Genomic DNA, 22250 nt, shown 5'->3' on the forward strand with positions numbered 1-22250 from the left:
GGCCGCAATCGACCTCCTGGCCCGCGGCCCGCGTCCACCCATTCAGTCAGCGGCCAAAATCGGGTTTGCGCTTGGCGGCGAAGGCGGCAAAACCTTCGGCGTAATCGGCCGTCTTGGACAGTCCCGCCTGCGCGGTGTTTTCTTCCCCGACGGCGGACCACAGTCCCAGCCGCTCGTCGCGGATGGCGGCCACCAGGTCCTTGCTCGCGGCAAACGCCTGGGTTGGGCCGGATGCGACCTTGGCCGCGGTGGCACGGGTAAACGCAAGCAATTCGGCAGCGGGAAGGGAACGGCTGAAAAGGCCCGATGCGACGGCGTCGGCACCGCTCATGAGCTCCGCCGTGTAGATCAAATCCAGCGTTCGGTGTGCCCCCAGGCGTTCGGTGAGGAGCCAGTGCCCGCCGGAATCCAGCGTTGCGCCGAGATTCGCGAACGGGGAACCGATCTTGGCGGTGTCCGCGATGTAGACGACGTCGGTGGCAATCAGCAGACCCAAGCCCACGCCCAGGCAGGCACCCTGGGCCGCCGCGAAGGTGGGTGCCGGGAACGCGCTCATTTTCTTCAACAGCGGAGTCAGCAGGTCGCCGAGGTAGCCCATGGCGTCGTCGTTGTCGGGCGTGACGTTGGAGATGTCCCGTCCGGCGCAGAACGCGCGGCCCTCGCCGCGGAGCAGTAGCGCGCGGACGGTACCGTCCGCGGCGGCGGAGGCGGCGTCGTCGTACGCCTGACTCAGCTCCGTCAGCGCAGCCTCGTCCAGCGCATTGAGCTTGGCCGGGGCATTGAGGACGATTTCGGCGACGTTATCGGCGATGGTCAGGTCAATCATGGGCGTTCCCTTTTAGACGTCGTAGTCAACCGTGACTGCGTCACTGGTGGGACGGGCCTGGCAGGTGAGGACGTAGCCCTTTGCCACCTCGTCCGGTTCCAGTGCGTAGTTCTCCGCCATCTCAACGGTTCCGCTGACCAGTTTGGCGCGGCAGGTGCCGCAGACGCCGCCGGCACAGGCGAAGGGGACATCCGGACGCACCCGCAGCGCCGCGTTCAGAATGGACTCCCGAGCGTGCGTGGGGCTGGCCACCACGCCCTCCAGACCGTCCAGTTTGAAGGTGATCCGGTAGGTTTTCACCGATTCGTCGACGACGATCGCGCGGCCGGCCTGCCCCTCGGGCCGGTCAGGCCGACCGGTACTGAAGAGTTCGAACCGTACCCGCTCCGGCGAAACACCGCGTTCAGCCAGGGTGTCACGGCACAGCTGGACCAGCTCAAACGGTCCGCACAGGAACCACTCGTCAATATCATCGGTGTGGATGGCCGCGCTGAGCAGCAGATCGAGTTTTTCGGCGTCGATCCGTCCGGTCATCAGGGGGGCTATCCGCTGCTCCCGGGACAGCACATGGTGCAGTGCCAGCCGGGCCGGGTACTGGTCCTTGAGGTCCGCCAGTTCCTCCAGGAACATCACGTCAATGGCCGCCTTGTTGGCGTACACCAGGTCAAACCGGGTCTGCGGATCGGCGGCCAGCAGGGTCCGGGCAATGGCTATCACGGGAGTGATGCCGGAGCCTGCCGCGATCGCCACGTAGCTCCCGGAGGCCCCCGCCAGCTGCTCCGGATGGTTCATGCTGTTCATCACGTTGCGCGGCATCCCGTGTTTGGAAATGAAAGCGCCCGACGGGCTCATCACGTCCAGTACCGCGCCGGGCTGCAGCTCGGCGTTGGCCCAGGTGGAAAACATGCCGCCCAGATCCCGCTTGATGGCCACCCGGATCTCCGAGCTGCCGTCCGGGAAATGGACCGGGACGGCGCAGATGGAATAGCTGCGCCGGATTTCCTGCGCCGCTCCTGACTCGTCCGGCAGCGTGGTGCGCAGGGCCACGTACTGCCCGGGGAGGTAGTCGAACTGTCCGGACAGCTCCGGTGGGACGGCGAACGTCACCTCAATCGCATCCTCGGTCAGCCGGCGCACCTGTGACACGGTGAGCGGATGGAAGGAGGCCCTGCGCTTCGCCGGGGTGTCCGGGGCAACTTCCTCCAGCAAGCTGGGAGGCACGGACGAGGGTGCGGTCGGTGAAACGGTCATCAGAGCACCTTGAAATAGTCGAAAGGTTCCTTGCAGTCCTGGCAGACATACAGCGCCTTGCAGGCTGTGGAGCCGAACCGGGTCAGTTCCTTCGTGTTCAGCGAGGAACACTGCGGACATTTGACCTGCAGGGTCAGCCGGACCGGGCCGCCCGCATTGTGGCCCAAGCCACCCGCGGTGGAATGTCCGGTGGGGGCGGCGATGCCGTACTCCTGCAGTTTCGATTTGCCGGCATCGCTCATCCAGTCCGTCGTCCACGCCGGCGAGAGCACCAGCTTCACGTGCACGGCCGGGTAACCTGCATGCTGAAACGCGGTGACCACATCGTCGCGTATCGCGTCCATGGCCGGGCAGCCTGAGTAGGTCGGCGTAATGGTGACCTCGACCGCCGGGACCAAACCGTCGTCGTCGTACAAGCGCACGTCCCGAAGGATGCCCAGATCCGCAATGCTGAGCACCGGAATCTCCGGATCGCAGACGCCTGCGGCAATGTCCCAGGCCTTCTGAACTGCCGTCGTCGTCCGTACCGTTCCCGGGACCGCGGTGTCCGTGTACCGGTCCACAACCATCACCAGTCCGCGCCCGGATGCTCGCGCGCCAGGACCTGCATCTCGGCCAGGATGAAGCCCAAGTGCTCGGAATGCCGTCCCTGTCGCCCGCCGCCGAGGGCCGCAGGCACCTGCGGAATCTCGATCTCCGCTTCCGTCAGGACCTCGCCGGTCAGCTGGTCAAAATCTGCACGCAGCGCAGAAGGTACGACGGCGGCGTCCCCGAGTCGGGCGGTCAGGTCATCATCTTCAAAGAGCTCACCGACATAGGGCCACAGCAGCCGAAAACCGGCGAGCAGGCGGCGGCGGGACTCCTCAGTGCCCAGGGCCAGCCGCAGCACCCACTGCGCGCTGTGGTCCCGATGATAGTCCACCTCTTTGACGGCCTTCGCGGCAATGGCCGCCAGCGTGGCATCGGCCGAGGCGGTCAGCCGGCGGTACAGCTCGTACTGGTAATACGACACGATGAACTGCCGCACGATGGTCACCGCGAAGTCGCCGTTGGGCTGCTCAAAAAGATGCGCCGAGCGGAATTCCGGTTCCCGGCGGAAATAGGCCAGCTCGTCTTCGGTCTTGCCCCAGGCAGCTCCGGCGTAGGTCAGGAACGAACGGGCGTGGCCCAGCTGGTCCAGGGCGATATTGCCCAAGGCCACGTCCTCTTCCAGCTCCGGCGCGCGCGAAATCCAATGCCCAAGCCGCTGCGCCAGGATCAGGGCGTCGTCGCCGAGTCGGAGCGCGTATTCGCCCACGTCCTCGCTGGGCCTGGCGGTCCCATGCTGGACCGCGAGCGCGATGTCCTCAGGCCGCAGGGCATTCCCCGGCGTGATGCGCGTTGCGCTTGCTTCACTCACAGATGCTTCACACCCTCGCTCTTGACGTAATACGTCGCATGGCGGTAATCCTTGCCCTGCGGGGATTCGAAGAAGGAGCCCTTGGAATCCGGATCGCTGGCCGCAATCGCATCAGCGGGAACCACCCAGATGGAGACACCTTCGTTACGTCGGGTGTAGAGATCCCGCGCGTTCCGAAGCGCCATGGCCGCGTCCGGGGCGTGCAGGGATCCGGCGTGGACGTGCGAGAGGCCGCGGCTGGAGCGGACAAATACTTCCCACAACGGCCAGCCGAGAGATTCGCTCACGCTGCAACCTCATTCTTGGCGGCCATCTTCGCGGCGTACGCCGTCGCTGCCTCGCGAACCCAGGCGCCGCCCTCGTGCGCCTCACGCCGTCGTTCCATCCGCTGGGCATTGCAGGGACCACGGCCGGCCAGGACTTCCTTGAACTCGTCCCAGTCCAGCGCACCGTGTTCCCACTTCTTCGTTTCCTCGTTGAAACGGATCTCGGCATCCGGCAGGGAGAGTCCGAGCACCTTGACCTGCTCGGCCATCATCCCGACGAACCGGGATCGCAGTTCATCGTTGCTGAATCGCTTGATGTTCCACGCCATGGACTGCTTGGAGTTGGGCGAATCATCATCCGGCGGCCCGAACATCATCAGGGACGGGGCATACCAGCGGTTGACCGCATCCTGCGCCATCTGCTTCTGCGCGGGCGTCCCGTTGGCGAGCTCCAGGAGGATCTCGAAGCCCTGCCGCTGGTGGAAGGACTCTTCCTTGCAGACCCGGACCATCGCCCGTCCGTAGGGGCCAAAGGAGGCCCTGCACAGCGGCACCTGATTGCAGATCGCGGCGCCGTCGACCATCCAGCCGATGGCACCCATATCCGCCCACGTCACCGTGGGGTAGTTGAAGATACTGGAGTAGCGGGCCTTGCCCGCCACCAGCTGGCCCATCATCTCGTCGCGGGAGGTGCCGAGCGTTTCCGCCGCCGAGTACAAGTACAGCCCGTGGCCCGCTTCGTCCTGGACTTTGGCCATCAGGATGGCCTTGCGTTTGAGGCTCGGCGCGCGGGTGATCCAGTTTGCCTCCGGCTGCATGCCGATGATTTCGGAGTGCGCGTGCTGGGAGATCTGCCGCACCAGGGTGCGCCGGTACGCGTCCGGCATCCAGTCGCGCGGTTCGATCCGCGAGTCCGCCGCCATGGCACGGTCAAAGTACGCCTGCCCGGCCTCGGCATCGGCCTGCTGCTCTGGGGACTGCTGCGCTGCGGCACCGCTGACCGCCTGCAGTTGCTGCTCCATTACTACTCCTCCGGTACGGCCCTGACCTGCTGGGACCCTAAGCTGCTGCTGCCTGACCGCCGATGACTAATTACCGACCGTTCGTTCAGGATATAAGACGGCTGTGAGGTGCGTCAAGCGTCCGGGCCGGTCCGGGCCGGAGCGGGCCGGAGCGAGCCGGAGCGAGCCGGAAGGGTCTGCACCGCAGGACCGCACCCCCGGACATGAGAGCTGTTCGGATTGTGCCGAACAAGGAGCGGGAGTACTTCGGCTGCCGAGACTGACCATGACCTTCGCCGCAGTCGAACTTTGACCACCTGCAGCGTCAGAACACGCGCAAAACCGGCAACACGCCGACCCTTTCCCCTGCAACTGCCCGGAAGATGGTCAGAGTTCGACGGCAAGCCGGGGAGAACACCGCCCCGGCTGGATAGAGTGGCATTCATGACTGACGCCTCCCTCACTACGCCCCCTGACCCTGCCCTGCCTCCCGTCGCCAAGAAAGTCCCCGTCACCCGGACGCACCATGGGGACACCTTCACCGACAGCTTCGAATGGCTCCGCGACAAGGAGAATCCGGAGGTCAAGGCCCATCTGGAAGCGGAACAGGCCTACACGGATGCTGTCACGGCCGATCAGGAGCCGCTGCGGCAGGACATTTTCGACGAGATTAAGAGCCGCACCCAAGAGACCGATCTCTCCGTACCCAGCCGGAAGGACGGCTGGTGGTACTACACCCGGACCGAGGAGGGCAAGGCCTACGGCGTGCACTGCCGGGTGCGGGCGGCGGACACCGGCAACCCGGTGCAGGATTGGACGCCGCCGGTGATCGAAGCGGGCGCGGAGATGCCGGGCGAGCAGATCCTGCTGGACGGCAATGCCGAGGCGGAGGGCAAACCCTTCTTCTCGCTCGGCGGCGCCGCGGTCACCAGGGACGGACATCTGTACGCCTATGCGCAGGACAACGCCGGGGACGAGGTTTTCACGGTGCGGATTAAGGACCTGCGGAGCGGTGAGCTGCTCGACGACGTGATCGAGCATGTGTTCTACGGGCTGGTCTTCGCTCCCGACGGCAACACGCTCTTCTACATGCTGGCCGACGAGTCCTGGCGCCCGTACCAGGTGAAATCCCATGTCTTGGGCACGCCCGTCGCGGCCGACGAGGTCCTTTATCAGGAGGATGACGTGGCCATGTGGACCGGCTTTGAGCTCTCCGCGGACCGCCGTGCCCTGGTGGTCAGCATCGGCTGCTCCGAATACAGCGAGTCCCGCTACCTGCGTTTCGACGCCCCCGAGGCCGGCCTGCAGATGGTCATCCCCCGGGCGGAAAACGTTCTCTACGACGCGGAGCCCTTCCTGTTGGACGGCGCGGAAAAGATCCTGCTCACGCATAACCGGGACGCGGTGAACTCGATGATTTCGCTGCTGGACGCGGCGGAGTTGGGCAGGCCGGTAGCCGAACAGCAGTGGGCGACGGTCGTGGAGCACGACGACGACGTCCGGGTCAACGGCGCGACGGTCACCGCAACGCACATGGTCCTGTCCGTCCGGCAGGACACCATCGAGCGGGTCCAGGTAATCGAGCTCTCCGGGCTGGGCACGCCAGCCCAGTCCCCCGCGGTGGAACCGGCATTTGAGGAAGAGCTTTACACCACGAGCATGGGCGGATCCGACTATGAGGCGCCCGTGATCCGCCTCGGCTACACCTCCTATCTGACGCCGCCAAGAATCTATGACTACGTTCTACCCTCCGGCTCTGACAATCCCGCGGGCGACTCGAGTGGTCAGGGCGCCCGCGCAGCTGCTGGAACCGGCGCAGGCGGAACCGGTACGACAGATGTCACCGGAGGGGAACTGTTGCTCCGCAAGGAATCCCCCGTCCTGGGCGGTTACTCCCCCACCGACTATGTCGCCGAGCGGGAATGGGCGCAGGCCCCTGACGGTACCCGCGTCCCGCTGTCCGTCATCCGCCGGGCGGATCTGCACCGCGACAGCTCCAATGCGGGCGTGATCTACGGTTACGGCTCCTACGAGGTGAGCATGGATCCGGCGTTCTCCATTGCACGGCTGTCCCTGCTGGACCGCGGGATCGTGTTCGTCGTGGCGCATATCCGCGGCGGCGGCGAGATGGGGCGCCACTGGTATGAACAGGGCAAGAAGACGGATAAGAAGAACACCTTTACGGATTTCATTGCCGGCACGGACTGGCTGGCCGGCTCCGGCTGGGTCGATCCGGAGCGGATCGCGGCCATCGGCGGCTCCGCCGGCGGCCTGCTGATGGGTGCGGTAGCCAACCTGGCCCCGGAAAAGTTTGCCGCCGTCGTTGCCCAGGTCCCTTTTGTGGACGCGCTGACCACAATCCTCGATCCGGAGCTGCCGCTCTCGGCGCTGGAATGGGAGGAGTGGGGCAACCCGATCACGGACGCCGAGGTGTACCACTACATGAAGGACTACACGCCGTACGAGAATATCCGGCCGGTGGCTTACCCGCGGATCGCCGCCGTCACCAGTTTCAACGACACCCGCGTGCTGTATGTGGAGCCGGCCAAATGGGTGCAGGCGCTGCGGGAAACGACCACGGGCGGCGAGCCGATCGTGCTGAAGATCGAGATGGACGGTGGACATGGCGGCGCGTCGGGCCGCTATGAGGGGTGGAAGATGCGCGCCTGGGATTATGCCTTCGTGGCGGATGCCGTGGGCGCCACCGAGCTGCTCGGATAGCTGCCCCCTCCCCCGCTCCGCCCGGCTCCCAGCTCCCCGCTCCCGCGGCCCCCGCTCCGATCGGGAAATGGGGAACCGTAGAATGCGCCGGCTTGACATCACCCGCCGCTAGGGTATTACCTAATGAACATTCGGTAAGTCAGGTGAGAGGAATCACATGCTCGGCAGCAGCATCAGTCACCCCATACTGACCAACGATTATGCGTCGGAGTGGCTGGGCATCGAGGTCCGCAAGCTCGGCGACGGTCATGCCACGATCACCATGACCCTGCGGCGGGAAATGATGAACGGCTTCGGTGTGACGCATGGCGGGATGATCTTCGCCTTCGCCGATACCGCCTTCGCCCTGGCCTGCAACCCAGCGGACGGCGACGGCAGCACGATGACCGTGGCCTCCGGCGTCGACGTTAATTTCCTCAAGCCAAGCCACGAGGGCCAGACGATCACCGCCACGGCGGAGCGCCGGAGCAGCCAGGGGCGCAGCGGCATCTTTGACGTCCGGATCTTCGCGGGGGCGCCGGAGAACGACGAGGTGATCGCCGAATTCCGCGGCCGCAGCCGGACGGTTCCGAAGCGGGCCGTCCCGGACAAAACCATGCCTGACAAAACCGTGCCGACAAAACCGTGCCCGACCTAACTACCATTTCAGCCAGTTCAAGTACCGGAGAGGCCCGTCAACGATGACCGACACAGCAATCCCCACGACCGCCCGCCACGACCCTGCCGCGCTGGATCCCGCGGAAACCATGAGCCGCGACGAGCTCGAGTCTGTGCAACTGCGCCGTTTGCAGCAGACGTTGGCCTATGCCTACGAACGGGTGCCGCTGTACAAGCGCAAGTTCGATGAGGTCGGAGTCCACCCCGACGATCTGCGCGCGCTGGAGGATCTGGCGAAGTTCCCGTACACCACCAAGGAGGACCTGCGCGGCGAATACCCGTTTGGCATGTTCGCCGTACCGCAGAACCAGATTGCCCGCATTCATGCCAGCTCCGGAACCACCGGCAGGCCCACGGTCGTCGGCTACACCAAAAACGATCTGGACGTGTGGGCCTCCCTGGTGGCAAGGTCCATGCGTGCCTCCGGCGTTCGTCCCGGCAACAAGGTTCACGTTGCCTACGGCTACGGACTTTTTACCGGCGGCCTGGGCGCGCACTACGGCGCGGAGGCCCTCGGCACTACGGTCATTCCGATGTCCGGCGGCCAGACAGAAAAGCAGGTCCAGCTCATCACCGATTTTGCGCCCGACGTCATCATGTGCACGCCGACGTACCTGTTGACAATTATGGATGCAATGCGCCATCAGGGCATCGATCCGCGCAAATCCTCGCTGAAGACCGCCGTCTGCGGAGCCGAACCGTGGACGGATGAGATGCGGCACGAGCTGGAAATGGGACTGGATCTGGATGCCTGCGACATTTACGGCCTCTCCGAGGTCATGGGTCCGGGCGTCGCGGGTGAATCGGTGGAGACCAAGGATGGCTGCCATATCTGGGAGGACCACTTCCGCCCGGAAATCATCGACCCGTTCGATCACACCACGGTTCTGAGCGATGGTCAGCATGGGGAGCTCGTCTTCACATCGCTGACCAAGGAGGCGCTGCCGGTCATCCGGTACCGGACCAAGGACCTGACCCGGCTGCTGCCCGGGACTGCGCGTCCGTCCATGCGCCGGATGGGCCGGATCACCGGGCGCAGCGATGACATGATCATTCTGCGCGGGGTGAATATGTTCCCGTCCCAGATCGAAGAAATCGCCCTGCGCATTCCCGCGCTCAGCCCGCATTTCCAGCTGGAACTCTCCCGTCCGGAGGGGCGCCGGATGGACGAAATGGCCATCAGGATTGAACCACGGGAAGGAACCACGCAGGAGGTGCGCACCGCCGCCGCGGCCACGCTCCAGGAGCAGATCAAGATCCACGTCGGCTCCTCGGCCCGGATCATCCTGGTGGAACCCGGCGAGCTGGAGCGGTCAAACGGCAAGCTCCGTAGGATCTACGATCTGCGCCCCAAGACGCCGTAGCCGCGTGAGAAACTGAGGATCATGACCATCGAGTCGAAACCTATGTCTGCGGAGTCCCCCGCCAAACGCGGGCGCCCTGGCTATGACCAGCAATCGGTACTGCGCATCTCGGTGGAGGTCTTCAACAAGCACGGTTATGAAGCAACGTCGATGGGTGTGCTGGCGGATTATCTGGGGATTTCAAAGTCGGCGATCTACCACCACGTCCCGTCCAAAGAGGACCTGCTCAGGCTCGCACTGGAGGAAGCCCTGGGCGGCCTGGAGGGGATTCTGGCCGAGCCCGGAGCCGCCGCCGGGGCTGCTGATGCGCGGCTGGAATTCGTACTGCGGCGCACGGTGGCCGTGCTGACGGACAAACTGCCGTTCGTCACCCTGCTGCTGCGGCTGCGCGGCAACACGGACATGGAGCGCGACGCGGTGGGCCGCCGCCGCGAGTTTGACCGCCGTGTGGCGGGCCTGATCGCGGACGCCCAGCGCGACGGATCACTGCGCCGGGACATCGACCCGCGGACCATCACGCGGTTGCTCTTCGGCACCATCAATTCCATTGTGGAATGGTATAAACCCGGCGGTTCGCTGTCTGCGGAACGCCTGGCCGACGACGTCATCACCATGGTCTTCAGCGGCCTGCACCGCTGAGCGGGGTCCATGAGACGAAAGACCGGTTGACCGGACTCCTGGACGGCCTTGATTCCTGCACGGCCTGAACCGTGACGCCGGCCCGGCCGAAACCGTCAGTCCGCGCGGCCGAACACCACCACGCAGTTCTGCCCACCAAATCCGAAGGCGTTCGTCAGCGCGTTGCCGACTCGAACCGACCTGGCCTCATTAGGCACATAGTCCAGATCGCACTCGGGATCCGGCGTGTTGTAGTTGATCGTCGGGGGGATCACGCCCTCCGATATTGCCCGCGCGCAGACCAGCCCGGCCAGGGCCCCGGCCGCGCCGATCAGATGACCCGTCATGGATTTCGGGGCGGAAACGGCCACGGTATCCGCTGCCGCTCCAAGGGCCTGCCGGATGGCGAACGTTTCGGTGCGGTCATTGGCCTTCGTGGACGTTCCGTGCGCGCAGATATAGGCAATGTCCGCCGGCTCCAGCCGAGCATTGCGCAGGCCGCGGCGGATCGCCTCGGCGGCGTATTTGCCGCCGGGCTCCGGCGCCACCGTGTGGAACGCGTCGCTGGTCAGCGCCCCGCCCTTCACCTCGGCATAGGCCCGGACCCCCCGGGCGCGTGCCGTCTCCAACCGTTCCAGCACAAAGACCACGGCACCCTCGCCAAAGACAAAGCCGTCCCGGTCAGCATCGAAGGGCCGGGAGGCCTCGGTGGGAGCCTCGTTGTGCGTTGACAGGGCCCGCATGGCGCTGAGGCCGCCGAACATCACCGGGGTGATTGAGGCATCCACGCCGCCGGCAATGACATAGTCCGCGTCCCCGGCCAGCAGCGCGCACCGGGCTTCCAGCAGCGCGTAGGCCCCGCTGGCGCAGGCAAGTGCACTGGCATTGACCGGGCCGTGCACGCCTAGGCTGATGGCCACCTCGCAGGCGGCCATATTCGTCAGCGAGGCCGCAACGAAGTTCGGACTGATCCGGCGCAGGCCCTCGTCGGCCTTGGTCCGGACCGCGTCCTCGATCTCGGCAAAGCCGGAGACGGCGGAATTGATGAAGACCGCGGCCTCCAGTTCCGAAAGATCGGCGGGCAGACCCGCATCGGCAACCGCTTCGTGCGCCGCGGTCACGGCCAGCTGCGAGGTCCGGGAGGAGCGTTTGCGCGCCTTAAAGGACATCCGGTCCGGGGGCTCGAAGTTCTTGACCTCAGCGGCAATCCTGGTCGGGAACTCCGAGGCGTCAAAGAGGGTTATCGGTCCGACCCCGCTGACACCGCCGGTCAGCGCGGTCCAGGTCTGCGCCGCGGTATTGCCCACCGGGGTGAGGGCCCCGATGCCGGTGATGACGACGCGGCTCCCCGCGGTCCCGCCGGACGTTATTGGACTCACTCTTCGGCTCCGTCGCGCGCGACCGCAGCCTCCGGCATGTGGCCGGCGGCAGCACCGCCGTCGGGCACCAACAACAGGCCGTCCGCAGCGTCCCGGACAGCAGCTTCGGCGACCTTGTAGTGCATCTTTTTTCCCGTGGCCGTCAGCGGCAGCTCGTCCACAAAGCGGTAGGCGCGAGGCCGTTTGAAATTGGACAGCAGCGGGTGCTCGCGGCAGTGTCGGTCCAGCTCGTCAACGGACACCTCACCTTGCACAATGACATACGCCGCCACGGTCTGTCCCCAGTGCGCGTCGGAAAGGCCGACCACGATGGCGTCGCTCACGCCGGGATGCTCGGCGAGGACCTCTTCGACCTGCACCGGGTGGATGTTCTCCCCGCCGGAGATGATCATGTCGTCCTTGCGGCCCACAATGGTGATGAACCCGTCCTCGTCCCAGCTGGCCAGATCCCCGGGGTACAGCCAGCCGTGGTGGAACTTTTCCTCGTCCTTGTCCGGCAGGTTGAAGTACGAAAAACCGGATTTCGGCGACCGCATGATTATTTCGCCCACCTCTTCTCCGTCCCGGGCGGCGAAGTCGTCGGGATCGGCGGACCGGTCCTCGTAAAGCCGGACGACGGCGACGTCGTCGTCGGTGCAGGCGCGGCCGGCGGTGCCGGCATGGGACGGCAGATCCTCCGGCCGCAGGAAGGTGTTCCAGAACGCCTCCGTGGTGCCGTAGCCGTTGAAAATACGTGTGGTGAGCACCCGCTGATAACGCAGCACGGCCGCCCGGGTCAGAGGTGCTCCCATGGTCACAATGCCGCGCAGCCGGGAGAGGTCCCGTGGTCTGCGCTCCTGCTCATCCGCCAGCATGCCGAGGGTGACGGGTGCTCCGATCAGGAAGGTGATCTCATATTTTTCCACCCAGTCCAGCACCGTCGCCGCGTTGAAGGACCGCAGCGGGACCACCGAGCCGCCCGCGTAAAACACCGGATTGGGGCCGCCCGAGTAGAGGCCGCCGCGGTGGAACCAGGGCGTCATGTTCAGGGTGCGGTCCTGAGGCGTCAGCGGGAAATGCATGATCACGTCGTGCGCGCTCATCACCTCCACCAACGAGGGCAGCGGCACACCCTTGGGCATGCCGGTGGTACCGGAGGTGTACAGCCGGGTAGTCTCCTCGTAAACCGAAAAATCCGCCGGGAGGCTCAGTGTGCGCTCGGGGGCGGTGGCCAGCGCGGCCCCGAACGAGCCGACGACGCCACCGGTCCCCGTGTCGGCGCCGTCGGCCACCCCAACCGCCAACAGCACCGGCGACACACCGGAAATTTCCACGGCCTGCTGCGCTCCTGCCGCTTCCCGCGCCCCGAAGATGAACACTGCCGGTTCGCTGTCCGCGAGAATGTGCGCCGTCTCGCCCGGGGCCAAGCGGAAGTTGATCGGCACGCCGATGGCGCCGAGGCGCTGGGTGGCCAGGTACAGGATGGCGAATTCCGGGCAGTTGGTGAGCTGGTAGACCACCCGGTCCCCGCGCTTCACGCCCAGCTCTGCGAGCGCCGAGGCGGCCCGGGCGACGTCGGCGTCGAGCTCCCGGTAGGTCCAGGAACGGTCCGTCTCCGGGTCGAGCATGGCCGGCTGGCTGCCGTAGCGGCTCACGTTCCGGCGGAAGCCGGCTTCATAGGTAAACGCGTGCTCAAAGTACTCCCGGAATCGACTGGCGTCGTAACTCACATGGCCTCCTCGGTAGCTGACCGCGCAGTGTCATGACGAGAGGTGCCAGGGCGCCTGCATTTGATGGTGATTCTTGCACCGGTTATCGGGCGGCACAACCTTGGCCGCCCCGTTCCTCCAGCGGCAAGATGCAACCGCATGCCGAGTATCTCCGGCACGGCCGCCGGTCAGCCCGCGTGGCGCTCGAAATACTCCGCTACCGATAGCCGTGCGCCTTGCGATTGCTTGTGAGTGCCGGTCTACCACGGAGCGCCTTTTCTACCTCGTCAGGACCGCCAAGGGCGCCCTAAGGGCAGCCCGGGCCTTGTGTCGGCGTCGGACGCCTTTCCTTTGCCCGGCGAACGGGCGCGCTTCCGGCGACAGTGCCCCGGGGAGTAGGCCGTCTCGCCGAGTTCGGTCTGTTACAACACCGCGCTATGCGGGACGGACCCGGCTCATCCGCGCCAATCCGGAGAACCGGCTCTACCCACCGATGGCAGAAATCATCACCGATACGTATGGGCCCCGTCCCGTCTTAGAGGACCTGCTGGCCGAGGTGGACGGCATCGAGGCTGCGTACATCTACGGTTCCTGGGCGGCCCGTCGCACCGGAACCCCGGGCCCTCCCCCGAATGATGTCGATGTCCTGGTCATCGGTTCCGCCTCGCGCAGTGCCCTAGGCGATGTCGCTGCGGAAGCCGGCAACCGGCTCGCCCGCGAGGTAAACATCCACCGCGTAACACGCGAAGCCTGGGAAGCAGCCCAGGGCCCGTTTGAACGTACTGTGAAATCACGACCAATGATCAAACTCTCCCTGGGGGCATAAAGTCATGGTTATCCGCTGGAACCAGGGCCGGGACGTCGTCGATAATTTGCTGAACAAGGGCCAGCTGGAGCGTATCACGGCCAGCCGCGAGCTTGCCGACCAGATGCTGAGCGCTGCGCGGGCCCACCTTGAATCGGCACGGCAAGTGGCCGGCCGAGACACTGCCGGCGCCTTCCAAATGGCCTACGACGCAGCGCGCAAGTCCATGGCGGCGGTCCTCGCCAACCAAGGATTGCGGGCCAAAGGCCTCGGCGCCCATACGACGATCCATGAAGCTGTCCGCGCCCAGCTCGACCCGCCGAGTCTGCCTGCGGCTCCCGGGCTATTCCTTCGCCACTAGGGTCAGCACGTCATAGGTCGCCACAATCTCGTCGTTCTGGTTGTGCAGGATCGCATCCCAGCGGACCTCGCCGTACTCGTCCGTTTCGCGCGGGGTGATCTGCTTGGCCGTAAGCGTGACGCGGAAGGAGTCCCCTGCGGCCACCGGGGTGATGAACCTCAGGTTCTCCAGTCCGTAGTTCGCCAGCACGGGTCCCGGTTCGGGATCCACGAACAGGCCCGCGGCCCAGGACAGCAGCAGGTAGCCGTGTGCCACGATGCCGGGGAAGAACGGGTTGGCCGCGGCCGCTTCCTGATTGGTGTGGGCGTAGAAGGTGTCCCCGGTGGTGTTGGCGAACGCTGTGATGTCCTTGAGGGAGACCTGACGGAGCCTGGAGGCGAAGGCATCACCGATCCGCAGTTCGGAGAGTGACTTGCGGAACGGATGCTCGCCGGCTGCGTCACCTGCTCCGAAGTTCCGGTCAGCACCGGTGTGCCAGACCCCTGTGATGGCGGTCAGCATATTGGGCGATCCCTGCACGGCGGTGCGCTGCATGTGGTGGTAGACCGAGCGGACGCCGCCCAGTTCCTCACCCCCACCGGCCCGTCCCGGTCCGCCGTGGACCAGATGTGGCACCGGGGAGCCATGCCCGGTGGAACTGCGGGCATCCTCCCTGTTCAGCAGCAGCACCCGGCCGTGGTGGGCCGCGATCCCGGTTACCAACTCCTGCGCCACGGCCGGATCATTGGTGCAGACGGTTGCGACCAGGGAGCCGCCGCCCAGCGCGGCCAGCCGGATGGCCTCGCTGACGTCCCCATTCGCCGATTCATATCCGACCACCGAGGCGACCGGACCAAAGGCCTCCAGTGAGTGCACCTCCGGTGCCTGCGCGTTATCCCAGTCCAGCAGCACCGGGGACATAAAAGCGCCGTCCGCAGATGGACCGACGCTGCCATCCGCGTGGATGACCGCGGGTGCGGCCAGGTTGCCGTAGGCCAGCGTGCCACCGGCAGCGATCATGGTCTCGACGGCGGAGCGGACCTCGGCGAGCTGGTCCAAAGATGTAAGCGCGCCCATCGTGACGCCGTCGGCCCGTGGATCGCCAACGACGACACGCTTTCGGAGCGCGGCGCCGATCGCGTCCACGACGTCCCGGCGCACCGTCTCGGGCACTATCGCGCGCCGGATGCTGGTGCATTTCTGTCCGGCTTTGGACGTCATCTCGGTCACCACGGATGCAATATAAGCCGCGAACTCTGCACTGCCAGGAACGACATCCGGGCCCAGAATGGCGGCGTTCAATGAATCGGTCTCAGAGGTGAAGCGCACCCCGCCGGACACCACATTCGGGTGGCTCTTGAGCGTTTTAGCGGTCCCGGCGGATCCGGTGAAGGCCACCAGGTCGCGGTAATCGAGTTCATCGAGCAGGTTCCGGGCGGAACCGGAGATCAGCTGCAGCGACCCGGCCGGAAGAATCCCGGAGCCGATGATCAGCCGCACCATAGCGGCGGCCACGTACCCGGTGGGAGTGGCGGGTTTGACGATGCTCGGCACGCCCGCAATGAACGCCGGAGCCAGCTTCTCCAGCATGCCCCAGACGGGGAAATTGAAGGCGTTGATCTGCACCGCCACGCCCGGAATGCGCGTGTAGATATGCTCACCGACGAACGAGCCGTCGCGGGACAGCGCCTCGGCGGGCCCGTCGATGACCACCTGGGAGTTGGGCAGTTCGCGCCTGCCCTTGGAACCGAAGGTGAAGAGAACGCCGATGCCGCCGTCGATGTCCACCTTCGAATCGCTCAAGGTGGCGCCGCTGCAGGCGGAGATCGCGTAAAGCTCTTCGCGGCGGCCGCTGAGGTACTGCGCCAGTTCCTTAAGCTTCAGGGCGCGTTGGTGAAAGGTCAGTTTCCCCAGTTCCCGCTGGCCCACGGTCCGGCCATGCGCGACGACGGCGGCCAGGTCCAGCCCGTCCGCGCTCACCGCCGCCATCACTTCGCCGGTGCTGGCGTCACGGATGGGAGTGCGCCGCCCTGCCGTGGCCGCGTCCTCGCCGTCGGGTACATCGGGTGTCCACCATGCATCGCGGACGTAGCTCGGGACTGTTTCCACGGTTTCTGCCGTGAGGCCAAGGGCTGGGGCTGTCATCGTCGACGGTTCCTTTCGAAGCACTTCCGGTTTGGGTCTGCCACCACCCGGAGGAGATATACTGACCGGGCGTTCAGTAATAAGCCCAGACTACATTATTGTCGGTCCAGCCACACGTTCTAGGAGACCCGCCCATGAAAGAGCACACCCCCGAAGCTGACCCCATTGCCTCGGCACCGGCGCGACAGATGGCGTCGGATCCGGCAGTCTCGGTGCCGGCAGTCTCGGATCCGGCAGTTTCGGTGCCGGCAGGGCAGATCGTGCCGTGGCAGATCGTGCTGGGCGAGTTGGATCAAAAGATGGGCGTGGTCATCTCCGAGCAATCCGCCGAACGTGTCGTGGCCACGATGCCGGTGGAGGGAAACCGCCAGTCCTTCGGGTTGCTGCACGGTGGCGCGTCCTTGGCCTTCGGCGAGGCAATTGGCTCCTGGGCCGCCGTCATCCATGCCAGCACCACCGGCCGGACCGCCGTCGGCGTGGACGTTTCGGCCACCCACCATCGTTCTGCCCGCAGCGGACTGGTGACCGGCATCGCCACGGCAATCCATCTTGGCCGCACCACCACCAGCCACGAAGTGATCCTCTACGACGAGCAGGAACGCCGATTGTGCACGCTGCGGATCACCAACCTGATTCTGGACCGGCCGAACCCCGCGGGGTAACAGCGCCGATTACCCGATGATGGGCCTTGCCGGGCGTACGTGGTGGCTGAATGTGGTCAAACTCCAACGGCTGTCCGGCAGTGCTCGGAAAATCAGGACCAGCCGAAATCCGCACACTGGCTGAGCTACCGGATAGGCATGCAGGGGCAAAAATCAGCAGCGGCAGGTCAGTGCACCAAACATTGGACCCCGTGATCCACCAAACGGTTGATGACGAGGAAAATCCGAAGGCTAGACTCGAAAATATGGAAACAGTTCTGAACATATTGCACGTGGTCGCCGCGGTATTCCTGATCGGCCCCATGGCCATTTTGCCGATGACCGCCATGGGAATGCTCCGCCGGGGCCGAAACAGCGACGTCGCCGCGCTGGCTAAATCGACCAATGTATTAAGCCTCCTGTCACTGCTGGTGGTGGTCTTCGGCTTCGGCGTGCTCGGCATGAGCGATCCCAAATACCACCTTTCGATCACCACCGGCTGGGTCCTGATCTCGATCGTCGCGTACGTCGTGGCACTGGCACTGAACCTGTTCATCGTCGTACCAGCCATGCGCAAGGCCGCCGCGGGCGTTGACGTCACTTCCGGCGCCGGGGCCGCTTCGGCCGGCGGGACCGCTTTGGGGGCAGGGGAACCAGCCGGCGCCCGGGCCGGATACCCGCAGATTGCGGCATCGTCGGGACTCGTGACGCTGCTGCTGGTGCTCGTCGTTGTGCTTATGGTCTGGAAGCCCTAAACTCCCCTACAGCCGCCGAAGGACGAACAACGACGGCGCCCGACTGGTAGTGCCGACGACGACGGCGCACCGCCCGTTAGCGCTTTCTGGCCAGCCGAAACTCCAGGCCGTTTTTCACCATGGGCCATTCGGAATCAAGGATGGAAAACACGACAGTGTCCCGCAGCGACCCGTCCGCAAGCCGCTGATGATTGCGCAGCACGCCGTCCTGTTTGGCGCCAAGGCGGGAGATGGCTCCCCGCGACTGCTGATTCATCCAGTGCGTGCGGAATTCCACGGCGATGCAGCCCAGGACCTCGAAGGCATGGGTCAGCAGCAGCAGCTTGGACGCCGCGTTGGTGCCCGTCCGCTGCGCACCGGCGGCGTTCCAGGTGGAGCCGATCTCCAGGCGCCTGTTGGCCCGGTCAATGTTCATATACGTGGTCATGCCAATGATCCGGCCATCAGCGGTCCGCCGCGCCGTAAACGGGATCATCTGGCCGCTGGCCTGCAGGTCCAGCCGCCGCTCAATCTCCGCGCGCATGCCCTCCTGCCGCGGCACCGAGGTGTACCAAAGCTTCCATAATTCGCCGTCCTGCGCGGCGGCAACCAGCCCGTCGTGGTGTTCCATGGACAGGGGTTCCAGGGTAACCAGAGGTCCGGTCAGGGTGAGCGGTTGTATCTCCATCATGGGCCCAGTTTAGACGGGCAGACACCGCAGGAAGCTGACCAAGTCCCCTGATCGGGCCACCCCATTTCACGTAGCACAATTTGTGCTACTTTAGCTACATGGGTAAGTCGGTGGGTATCAGGGAATTACGGCAAAACGCGTCAGCCATCCTGGCGGAGGCGCTGCGAACGGGCGAGCCGGTGAGCATCACGTCCCATGGAAAGCTCCAGGCAACGCTGGTTCCCGCGGCTGTGGACCTCCGCTTCGAACAGCGCCTGATCGACAGCGGTGCGCTGAAACCTGGCACGGGCAGGGCCTGGGAGATTCAACCCATCGAAGCACCACCAGGGACCCCCTCCAGCAAAGAAATACTGGACGATCTGTCCGCGGACCGCTTGTGATCTATTTCGACACCTCAGCGCTTGTGAAGTTGATACGTACCGAAGCCGAAACTTCAAGCTTCCAACAGTTCCTGCTGGACAACAGCCATGAAATGCACGCCACCTCTGCGTTAGGCATCGTCGAGATCCACCGTGCCGCCATGCGGATCGGAGCCGCCGCACAAATGCGTGCCTTCGAGGTTGCTGAAGCTTTCGGTACCCTGGCCTTGACACCGTCAGTTCTGGCCAGGGCTGCCGCCGCAGAACCAGCAAGCCTGCGGACCCTCGACGCAATTCACATATCCACGGCCCTGCTGACCGAAGCTTCGCTGCTGGTGACCTACGACAAACGCATGACGGAATCCGCCCGGCTGTACGGCTTATCCGTTGCCAGCCCCGGAGCCGCCGACGAGCCGCTTCGGTAGCTAGCCTTTCCAGTCAAAGAAGCCGCTGCCGGACTTGCGCCCCAGTTCGCCGCGGGCCACCTTGTCACGCAGGATCTGCGGAGGCGCAAACCGCTCCCCCAGAGTCGAGTGGAGATACTCTGCAATTGAGAGTCTGACGTCGAGCCCGACGATGTCGGTGGTCCGCAGCGGCCCCACCGGATGCTTGTAGCCCAGCACCATGGCCGCATCAATGTCCTCGGGGGAAGCCACCCCCTCTTCCACCATCCGCATGGCTTCCAGCGCAATGGCAACGCCCAGCCGCGAGGAGGCGAAGCCGGGTGCGTCCCGGACGACGACGGGCGTCTTGCCCAGCGCGTCGACCCAGCCGCGGGCCGCAGATTCCAGCTCGGCCGAGGTGTGCTCGGCCAGCACGATTTCCACCAGCAGCGACGCCGGAACCGGATTGAAGAAATGCAGTCCGCAGAAACGCTCGGGACGTTTCAATTGCTCCGCGAGGGCGCCGATGGACAGGGACGACGTATTGGTGGCAAGCCACGCGGCCGGGTCCAGCTTCTCCTCCACAGACGTCAGGGCGGCACTCTTGAGGGCAAAATCCTCCGGCACCGCCTCCACCACGAGGGCACAGCCGGCGAAGGCGGCATAATCGGTAGCGACGCTGAGCCGTGAGGTCAGCGTGGCCAGCGGTTCCGCCGTCGTCCCGCGTGCCACACTTTTGGCCAACGCTTCGGTGACACGGTCGTGCGCGGCGGCGGCGGCGTCGTCGTCTCGCTCCACCACCACGACGGCGGCACCGGCCACGGCGAAGGCATGCGCAATGCCGGCCCCCATCCGGCCGCCGCCGAGCACCCCAACACGGTCGGGGAAGGGATCGTCAGGGAACTTGCGGGCCGGGTCGCTCATTTTTTGTTCCTTTTCTTGTCCTTGTTCCTGTCCAGGAAGGCCTGCATCCGTTCGAACTTAGCGGGCGATTCAAAAAGTACGGACTGTGCGTCCATATCCGCCTGCGGATGCATCCCCTCCGGAACATGGAAAAGGGCCTTGGTGAACTGCACGGCCAGCTGATCCTGTGCGGCAATCCGATCCGCCAGTGCATTGGCCGCGTCCATCAGGGCCTCGGGTTCGTGCAGCTCGGTAATCAGGTGCAGAGCCAGCGCCTCCTGGGCGTTGAGCACGCGGCCGGCCAGCAGGACTTCCTTCGCCACCGGCTCGCCTATCAGCTCGCGCAGCCGCCAGCTGGCACCGGCCGCGGCGAGAATACCCAGCCCGGTCTCCGGATTGCCGATCTTCACCGAGGGGGTGCCGATCCTGAAGTCGGCGGCATAGGCCAGTTCCGCGCCGCCGCCCAGGGTGTAGCCGTCCAGGGCTGCGATCACGGGCATTTTCAGGGCCGCAATCCGCATGAACAGCTTGATATTGATGCCCTGCAGCGCATCCGCGCGGCGGCGTTCGCGCAGCTCGGCGATGTCCGCGCCGGAGGCAAACACGGCCGGACCGGAGCCAGCCGCACCAGAGCCAGCATCGCCGGAACCCGTGCCGCCGGAAAGGATCAGGATTTTCGGCGTGGCCTCCAGAAGCGCGCAGACGGCGTGCAACTCGTCCACCATTTCCTGGTTGATCGCATTTCGCGCCTGCGGTCGGTTCAGCTGGACCAGCAGCCGGTCCGGGCGCTCCTCAACCAACAGCGTCCGGTACGCGTCTACGGAAGGCTGCGCCGGCCCGGGGCTATCCGGCATCAGAGCGCCTGCACCATCAGGGCGGTGCCCTGACCGACGCCGACACACATGGTGGCAAGCCCGGTTTCCGCACCTTCGCGTTCCATCCGGCCCAGCAGCGTGATGACGATCCGGGAGCCGGAGGAACCCAGCGGATGGCCCAGCGCGATGGCGCCGCCGTCCCGGTTGACGATCTCCGGGTCCAGGCCAAGCCGGCGAATACAGGCCAGCGACTGCGTGGCGAACGCCTCGTTGAGTTCCACCGCCCCGATAGTCTCCAGCGCGATCCCGGTGCGCGCCAGCAGCTTCCGGGTGGCCGGAACGGGGCCCAGACCCATGATCTCCGGAGCCAACCCCGCGGAAACGCCGTCCAGCACCCGGGCCCGCGGTGTCAGGCCGAAGCGCTTCAGCGCCGCTTCACTGGCCACCATCACCGCGGAGGCGCCGTCGTTGACCGAAGAGGAATTGCCGGCGGTGACGATGCCGTCGGGTTTGACAATGGAGCGCAGCTTGGCCAGCGCATCCGCAGTGGTTTCCCGGCGTGGACCCTCATCCGTATCCACGGGCGCCTTCGCCGTCTGCACCGGGACTATCTCCGCCGCGAAACGGCCGGCGTCAATGGCGGCGAGGGCCTTCTGGTGCGAAGACAACGCGAACGCGTCCGCGTCCCCGCGGCTGATGCCGTCCAGCTCAGCCACTTCCTCGGCCGTCTGCGGCATCGAGTAGGTCGCCTTGTCGCGTGCCGTGAACGCCTGGTTGGCGAAGCGCCACCCGATGGAGGTGTCCGCCAGTTCGCCGGGCTTGGCGAAAGCCTTCTCCGGTTTAGCCATGACCCACGGTGCCCGGCTCATGGATTCCACCCCGCCGGCTATCACCACGTCAGCGGCGCCGGACTTGATCATCTGCGAGGCCATGATGATCGCCGACATGCCGGAGGCACACAGCCGGTTCACGGTGATGCCCGGAATGTCGTCGGGCAGCCCCGCCAGCAGGGTGCTCATCCGTGCGACATTGCGGTTGTCCTCGCCGGCCTGATTGGCGCACCCGAGAATTACTTCGTCGATACCCGCCGGATCCATTCCGGTCCGGGAAACGAGGGAGCTGAGAGTCAGCGCCGCGAGGTCGTCCGGCCGGACGCCGGCGAGGGCTCCACCGTACCGGCCCACGGGTGTGCGCACTCCATCGACCAGGAATGCCTGAGGTCCGTCAAAAGCATGGGTCATCAGAACTTCCTTCACGCAAGGGG

Annotated in this window: 23 protein-coding genes; 10 read left to right on the forward strand and 13 right to left on the reverse strand. The window is 65.5% G+C overall.

Annotation, left to right across the window (positions count from 1 at the left end):
• Positions 1 to 46: 46 nt before the first annotated feature.
• Genes ACLLJI_RS18445 through paaA form a run of 6 tightly spaced genes read right to left on the reverse strand, consistent with a single transcriptional unit; the run spans position 47 to position 4764 of the window.
• Positions 47 to 826 (reverse strand): enoyl-CoA hydratase/isomerase family protein, encoded by a 780-nt coding sequence (locus tag ACLLJI_RS18445; protein WP_434615372.1) that lies wholly within the window; start codon positions 824 to 826, stop codon positions 47 to 49.
• A 12-nt stretch (positions 827 to 838) separates the two neighbouring features.
• Positions 839 to 2077: a 1,2-phenylacetyl-CoA epoxidase subunit PaaE gene (gene paaE, locus ACLLJI_RS18450; RefSeq protein ID WP_283558956.1), complete on the reverse strand. Its 1239-nt coding sequence runs from the start codon at positions 2075 to 2077 to the stop codon at positions 839 to 841.
• On the reverse strand, positions 2077 to 2646 hold the full coding sequence (gene paaD / locus ACLLJI_RS18455; protein ID WP_434615376.1) for a 1,2-phenylacetyl-CoA epoxidase subunit PaaD: 570 nt from the start codon (positions 2644 to 2646) through the stop codon (positions 2077 to 2079). The genes paaE and paaD overlap by 1 nt, the downstream gene beginning before the upstream one ends.
• Entirely contained in the window at positions 2646 to 3476 is an 831-nt protein-coding gene (gene paaC / locus ACLLJI_RS18460) for a 1,2-phenylacetyl-CoA epoxidase subunit PaaC (protein ID WP_434615379.1), read from the reverse strand. The genes paaD and paaC overlap by 1 nt, the downstream gene beginning before the upstream one ends.
• Positions 3473 to 3763: a 1,2-phenylacetyl-CoA epoxidase subunit PaaB gene (gene paaB / locus ACLLJI_RS18465; protein ID WP_283558959.1), complete on the reverse strand. Its 291-nt coding sequence runs from the start codon at positions 3761 to 3763 to the stop codon at positions 3473 to 3475. Before paaB ends, paaC begins: the two co-directional genes overlap by 4 nt.
• Positions 3760 to 4764, reverse strand: coding sequence for a 1,2-phenylacetyl-CoA epoxidase subunit PaaA (paaA, locus tag ACLLJI_RS18470; protein ID WP_283558960.1), 1005 nt, complete (start codon positions 4762 to 4764; stop codon positions 3760 to 3762). The genes paaB and paaA overlap by 4 nt, the downstream gene beginning before the upstream one ends.
• A gap of 423 nt (positions 4765 to 5187) precedes the next feature.
• On the opposite strand from paaA, the gene ACLLJI_RS18475 reads away from it, so the two are divergent.
• The 4 genes from ACLLJI_RS18475 (at position 5188) to ACLLJI_RS18490 (ending at position 10124) form a co-directional block, all read left to right on the forward strand.
• Positions 5188 to 7464, forward strand: coding sequence for a S9 family peptidase (locus ACLLJI_RS18475; protein WP_434615384.1), 2277 nt, complete (start codon positions 5188 to 5190; stop codon positions 7462 to 7464).
• Between the two features lie 157 nt (positions 7465 to 7621).
• A complete protein-coding gene (gene paaI / locus ACLLJI_RS18480) occupies positions 7622 to 8101 on the forward strand; it encodes a hydroxyphenylacetyl-CoA thioesterase PaaI (protein WP_434615387.1) in 480 nt (159 codons plus the stop codon).
• 43 nt (positions 8102 to 8144) lie between these two features.
• Positions 8145 to 9485 carry a phenylacetate--CoA ligase PaaK gene (gene paaK, locus ACLLJI_RS18485; protein WP_434615390.1) on the forward strand — a complete coding sequence of 447 codons (1341 nt, stop codon included), beginning with the start codon at positions 8145 to 8147 and terminating at the stop codon, positions 9483 to 9485.
• Between the two features lie 21 nt (positions 9486 to 9506).
• Complete coding sequence (locus ACLLJI_RS18490) at positions 9507 to 10124, forward strand: TetR/AcrR family transcriptional regulator (RefSeq protein WP_283558963.1); 618 nt, start codon at positions 9507 to 9509, stop codon at positions 10122 to 10124.
• Positions 10125 to 10219: 95 nt separating this feature from the next.
• Here the strand turns inward: ACLLJI_RS18490 and ACLLJI_RS18495 are convergent, their stop codons facing one another.
• Positions 10220 to 11482, reverse strand: coding sequence for a beta-ketoacyl-[acyl-carrier-protein] synthase family protein (locus ACLLJI_RS18495; RefSeq protein ID WP_434615394.1), 1263 nt, complete (start codon positions 11480 to 11482; stop codon positions 10220 to 10222).
• Entirely contained in the window at positions 11479 to 13191 is a 1713-nt protein-coding gene (locus ACLLJI_RS18500; protein ID WP_283558965.1) for a class I adenylate-forming enzyme family protein, read from the reverse strand. The genes ACLLJI_RS18495 and ACLLJI_RS18500 overlap by 4 nt, the downstream gene beginning before the upstream one ends.
• 472 nt (positions 13192 to 13663) lie before the next feature.
• Here ACLLJI_RS18500 and ACLLJI_RS18505 point away from each other — a divergent pair, with 472 nt between their 5' ends.
• Entirely contained in the window at positions 13664 to 13996 is a 333-nt protein-coding gene (locus tag ACLLJI_RS18505) for a nucleotidyltransferase domain-containing protein (protein ID WP_434615398.1), read from the forward strand.
• Positions 13997 to 14000: 4 nt separating this feature from the next.
• Positions 14001 to 14336, forward strand: a complete 336-nt coding sequence (locus ACLLJI_RS18510) for a hypothetical protein (RefSeq protein ID WP_434615401.1) — start codon at positions 14001 to 14003, stop codon at positions 14334 to 14336.
• Here the strand turns inward: ACLLJI_RS18510 and paaZ are convergent.
• Positions 14319 to 16460: a phenylacetic acid degradation bifunctional protein PaaZ gene (gene paaZ, locus ACLLJI_RS18515; protein WP_434615404.1), complete on the reverse strand. Its 2142-nt coding sequence runs from the start codon at positions 16458 to 16460 to the stop codon at positions 14319 to 14321. The genes ACLLJI_RS18510 and paaZ overlap by 18 nt on opposite strands.
• 299 nt (positions 16461 to 16759) lie before the next feature.
• Here paaZ and ACLLJI_RS18520 point away from each other — a divergent pair, with 299 nt between their 5' ends.
• Positions 16760 to 17122: a hotdog fold thioesterase gene (locus ACLLJI_RS18520; RefSeq protein ID WP_283559071.1), complete on the forward strand. Its 363-nt coding sequence runs from the start codon at positions 16760 to 16762 to the stop codon at positions 17120 to 17122.
• Positions 17123 to 17367: 245 nt separating this feature from the next.
• Positions 17368 to 17856 (forward strand): DUF2269 family protein, encoded by a 489-nt coding sequence (locus ACLLJI_RS18525; RefSeq protein WP_434615407.1) that lies wholly within the window; start codon positions 17368 to 17370, stop codon positions 17854 to 17856.
• Positions 17857 to 17932: 76 nt separating this feature from the next.
• On the opposite strand, the gene ACLLJI_RS18530 is transcribed toward ACLLJI_RS18525, so the two are convergent.
• On the reverse strand, positions 17933 to 18526 hold the full coding sequence (locus ACLLJI_RS18530; RefSeq protein ID WP_283558969.1) for a GNAT family N-acetyltransferase: 594 nt from the start codon (positions 18524 to 18526) through the stop codon (positions 17933 to 17935).
• Between the two features lie 98 nt (positions 18527 to 18624).
• Between ACLLJI_RS18530 and ACLLJI_RS18535 the strand changes: the two genes are divergently transcribed.
• Together ACLLJI_RS18535 and ACLLJI_RS18540 are read left to right on the forward strand one after the other, a co-directional pair.
• Positions 18625 to 18906 (forward strand): type II toxin-antitoxin system Phd/YefM family antitoxin, encoded by a 282-nt coding sequence (locus ACLLJI_RS18535; protein ID WP_434615411.1) that lies wholly within the window; start codon positions 18625 to 18627, stop codon positions 18904 to 18906.
• The gene (locus tag ACLLJI_RS18540; protein ID WP_434615414.1) at positions 18903 to 19310 is read left to right on the forward strand and encodes a type II toxin-antitoxin system VapC family toxin; all 408 of its coding nucleotides are present in this window, start codon (positions 18903 to 18905) and stop codon (positions 19308 to 19310) included. Before ACLLJI_RS18535 ends, ACLLJI_RS18540 begins: the two co-directional genes overlap by 4 nt.
• On the opposite strand, the gene ACLLJI_RS18545 is transcribed toward ACLLJI_RS18540, so the two are convergent.
• From ACLLJI_RS18545 to ACLLJI_RS18555, 3 genes are read right to left on the reverse strand one after another with little or no spacing between them, the layout of a single operon-like run.
• Entirely contained in the window at positions 19311 to 20192 is an 882-nt protein-coding gene (locus ACLLJI_RS18545) for a 3-hydroxyacyl-CoA dehydrogenase family protein (RefSeq protein WP_434615417.1), read from the reverse strand.
• Positions 20189 to 21025 (reverse strand): enoyl-CoA hydratase/isomerase family protein, encoded by an 837-nt coding sequence (locus ACLLJI_RS18550; RefSeq protein WP_434615420.1) that lies wholly within the window; start codon positions 21023 to 21025, stop codon positions 20189 to 20191. The genes ACLLJI_RS18545 and ACLLJI_RS18550 overlap by 4 nt, the downstream gene beginning before the upstream one ends.
• Positions 21025 to 22227 (reverse strand): acetyl-CoA C-acyltransferase, encoded by a 1203-nt coding sequence (locus ACLLJI_RS18555; protein WP_283558974.1) that lies wholly within the window; start codon positions 22225 to 22227, stop codon positions 21025 to 21027. Before ACLLJI_RS18555 ends, ACLLJI_RS18550 begins: the two co-directional genes overlap by 1 nt.
• Positions 22228 to 22250: the final 23 nt, after the last annotated feature.

It is taken from the genome of Arthrobacter sp. A5, from assembly GCF_051131705.1.
Classification (GTDB): domain Bacteria; phylum Actinomycetota; class Actinomycetes; order Actinomycetales; family Micrococcaceae; genus Arthrobacter_M.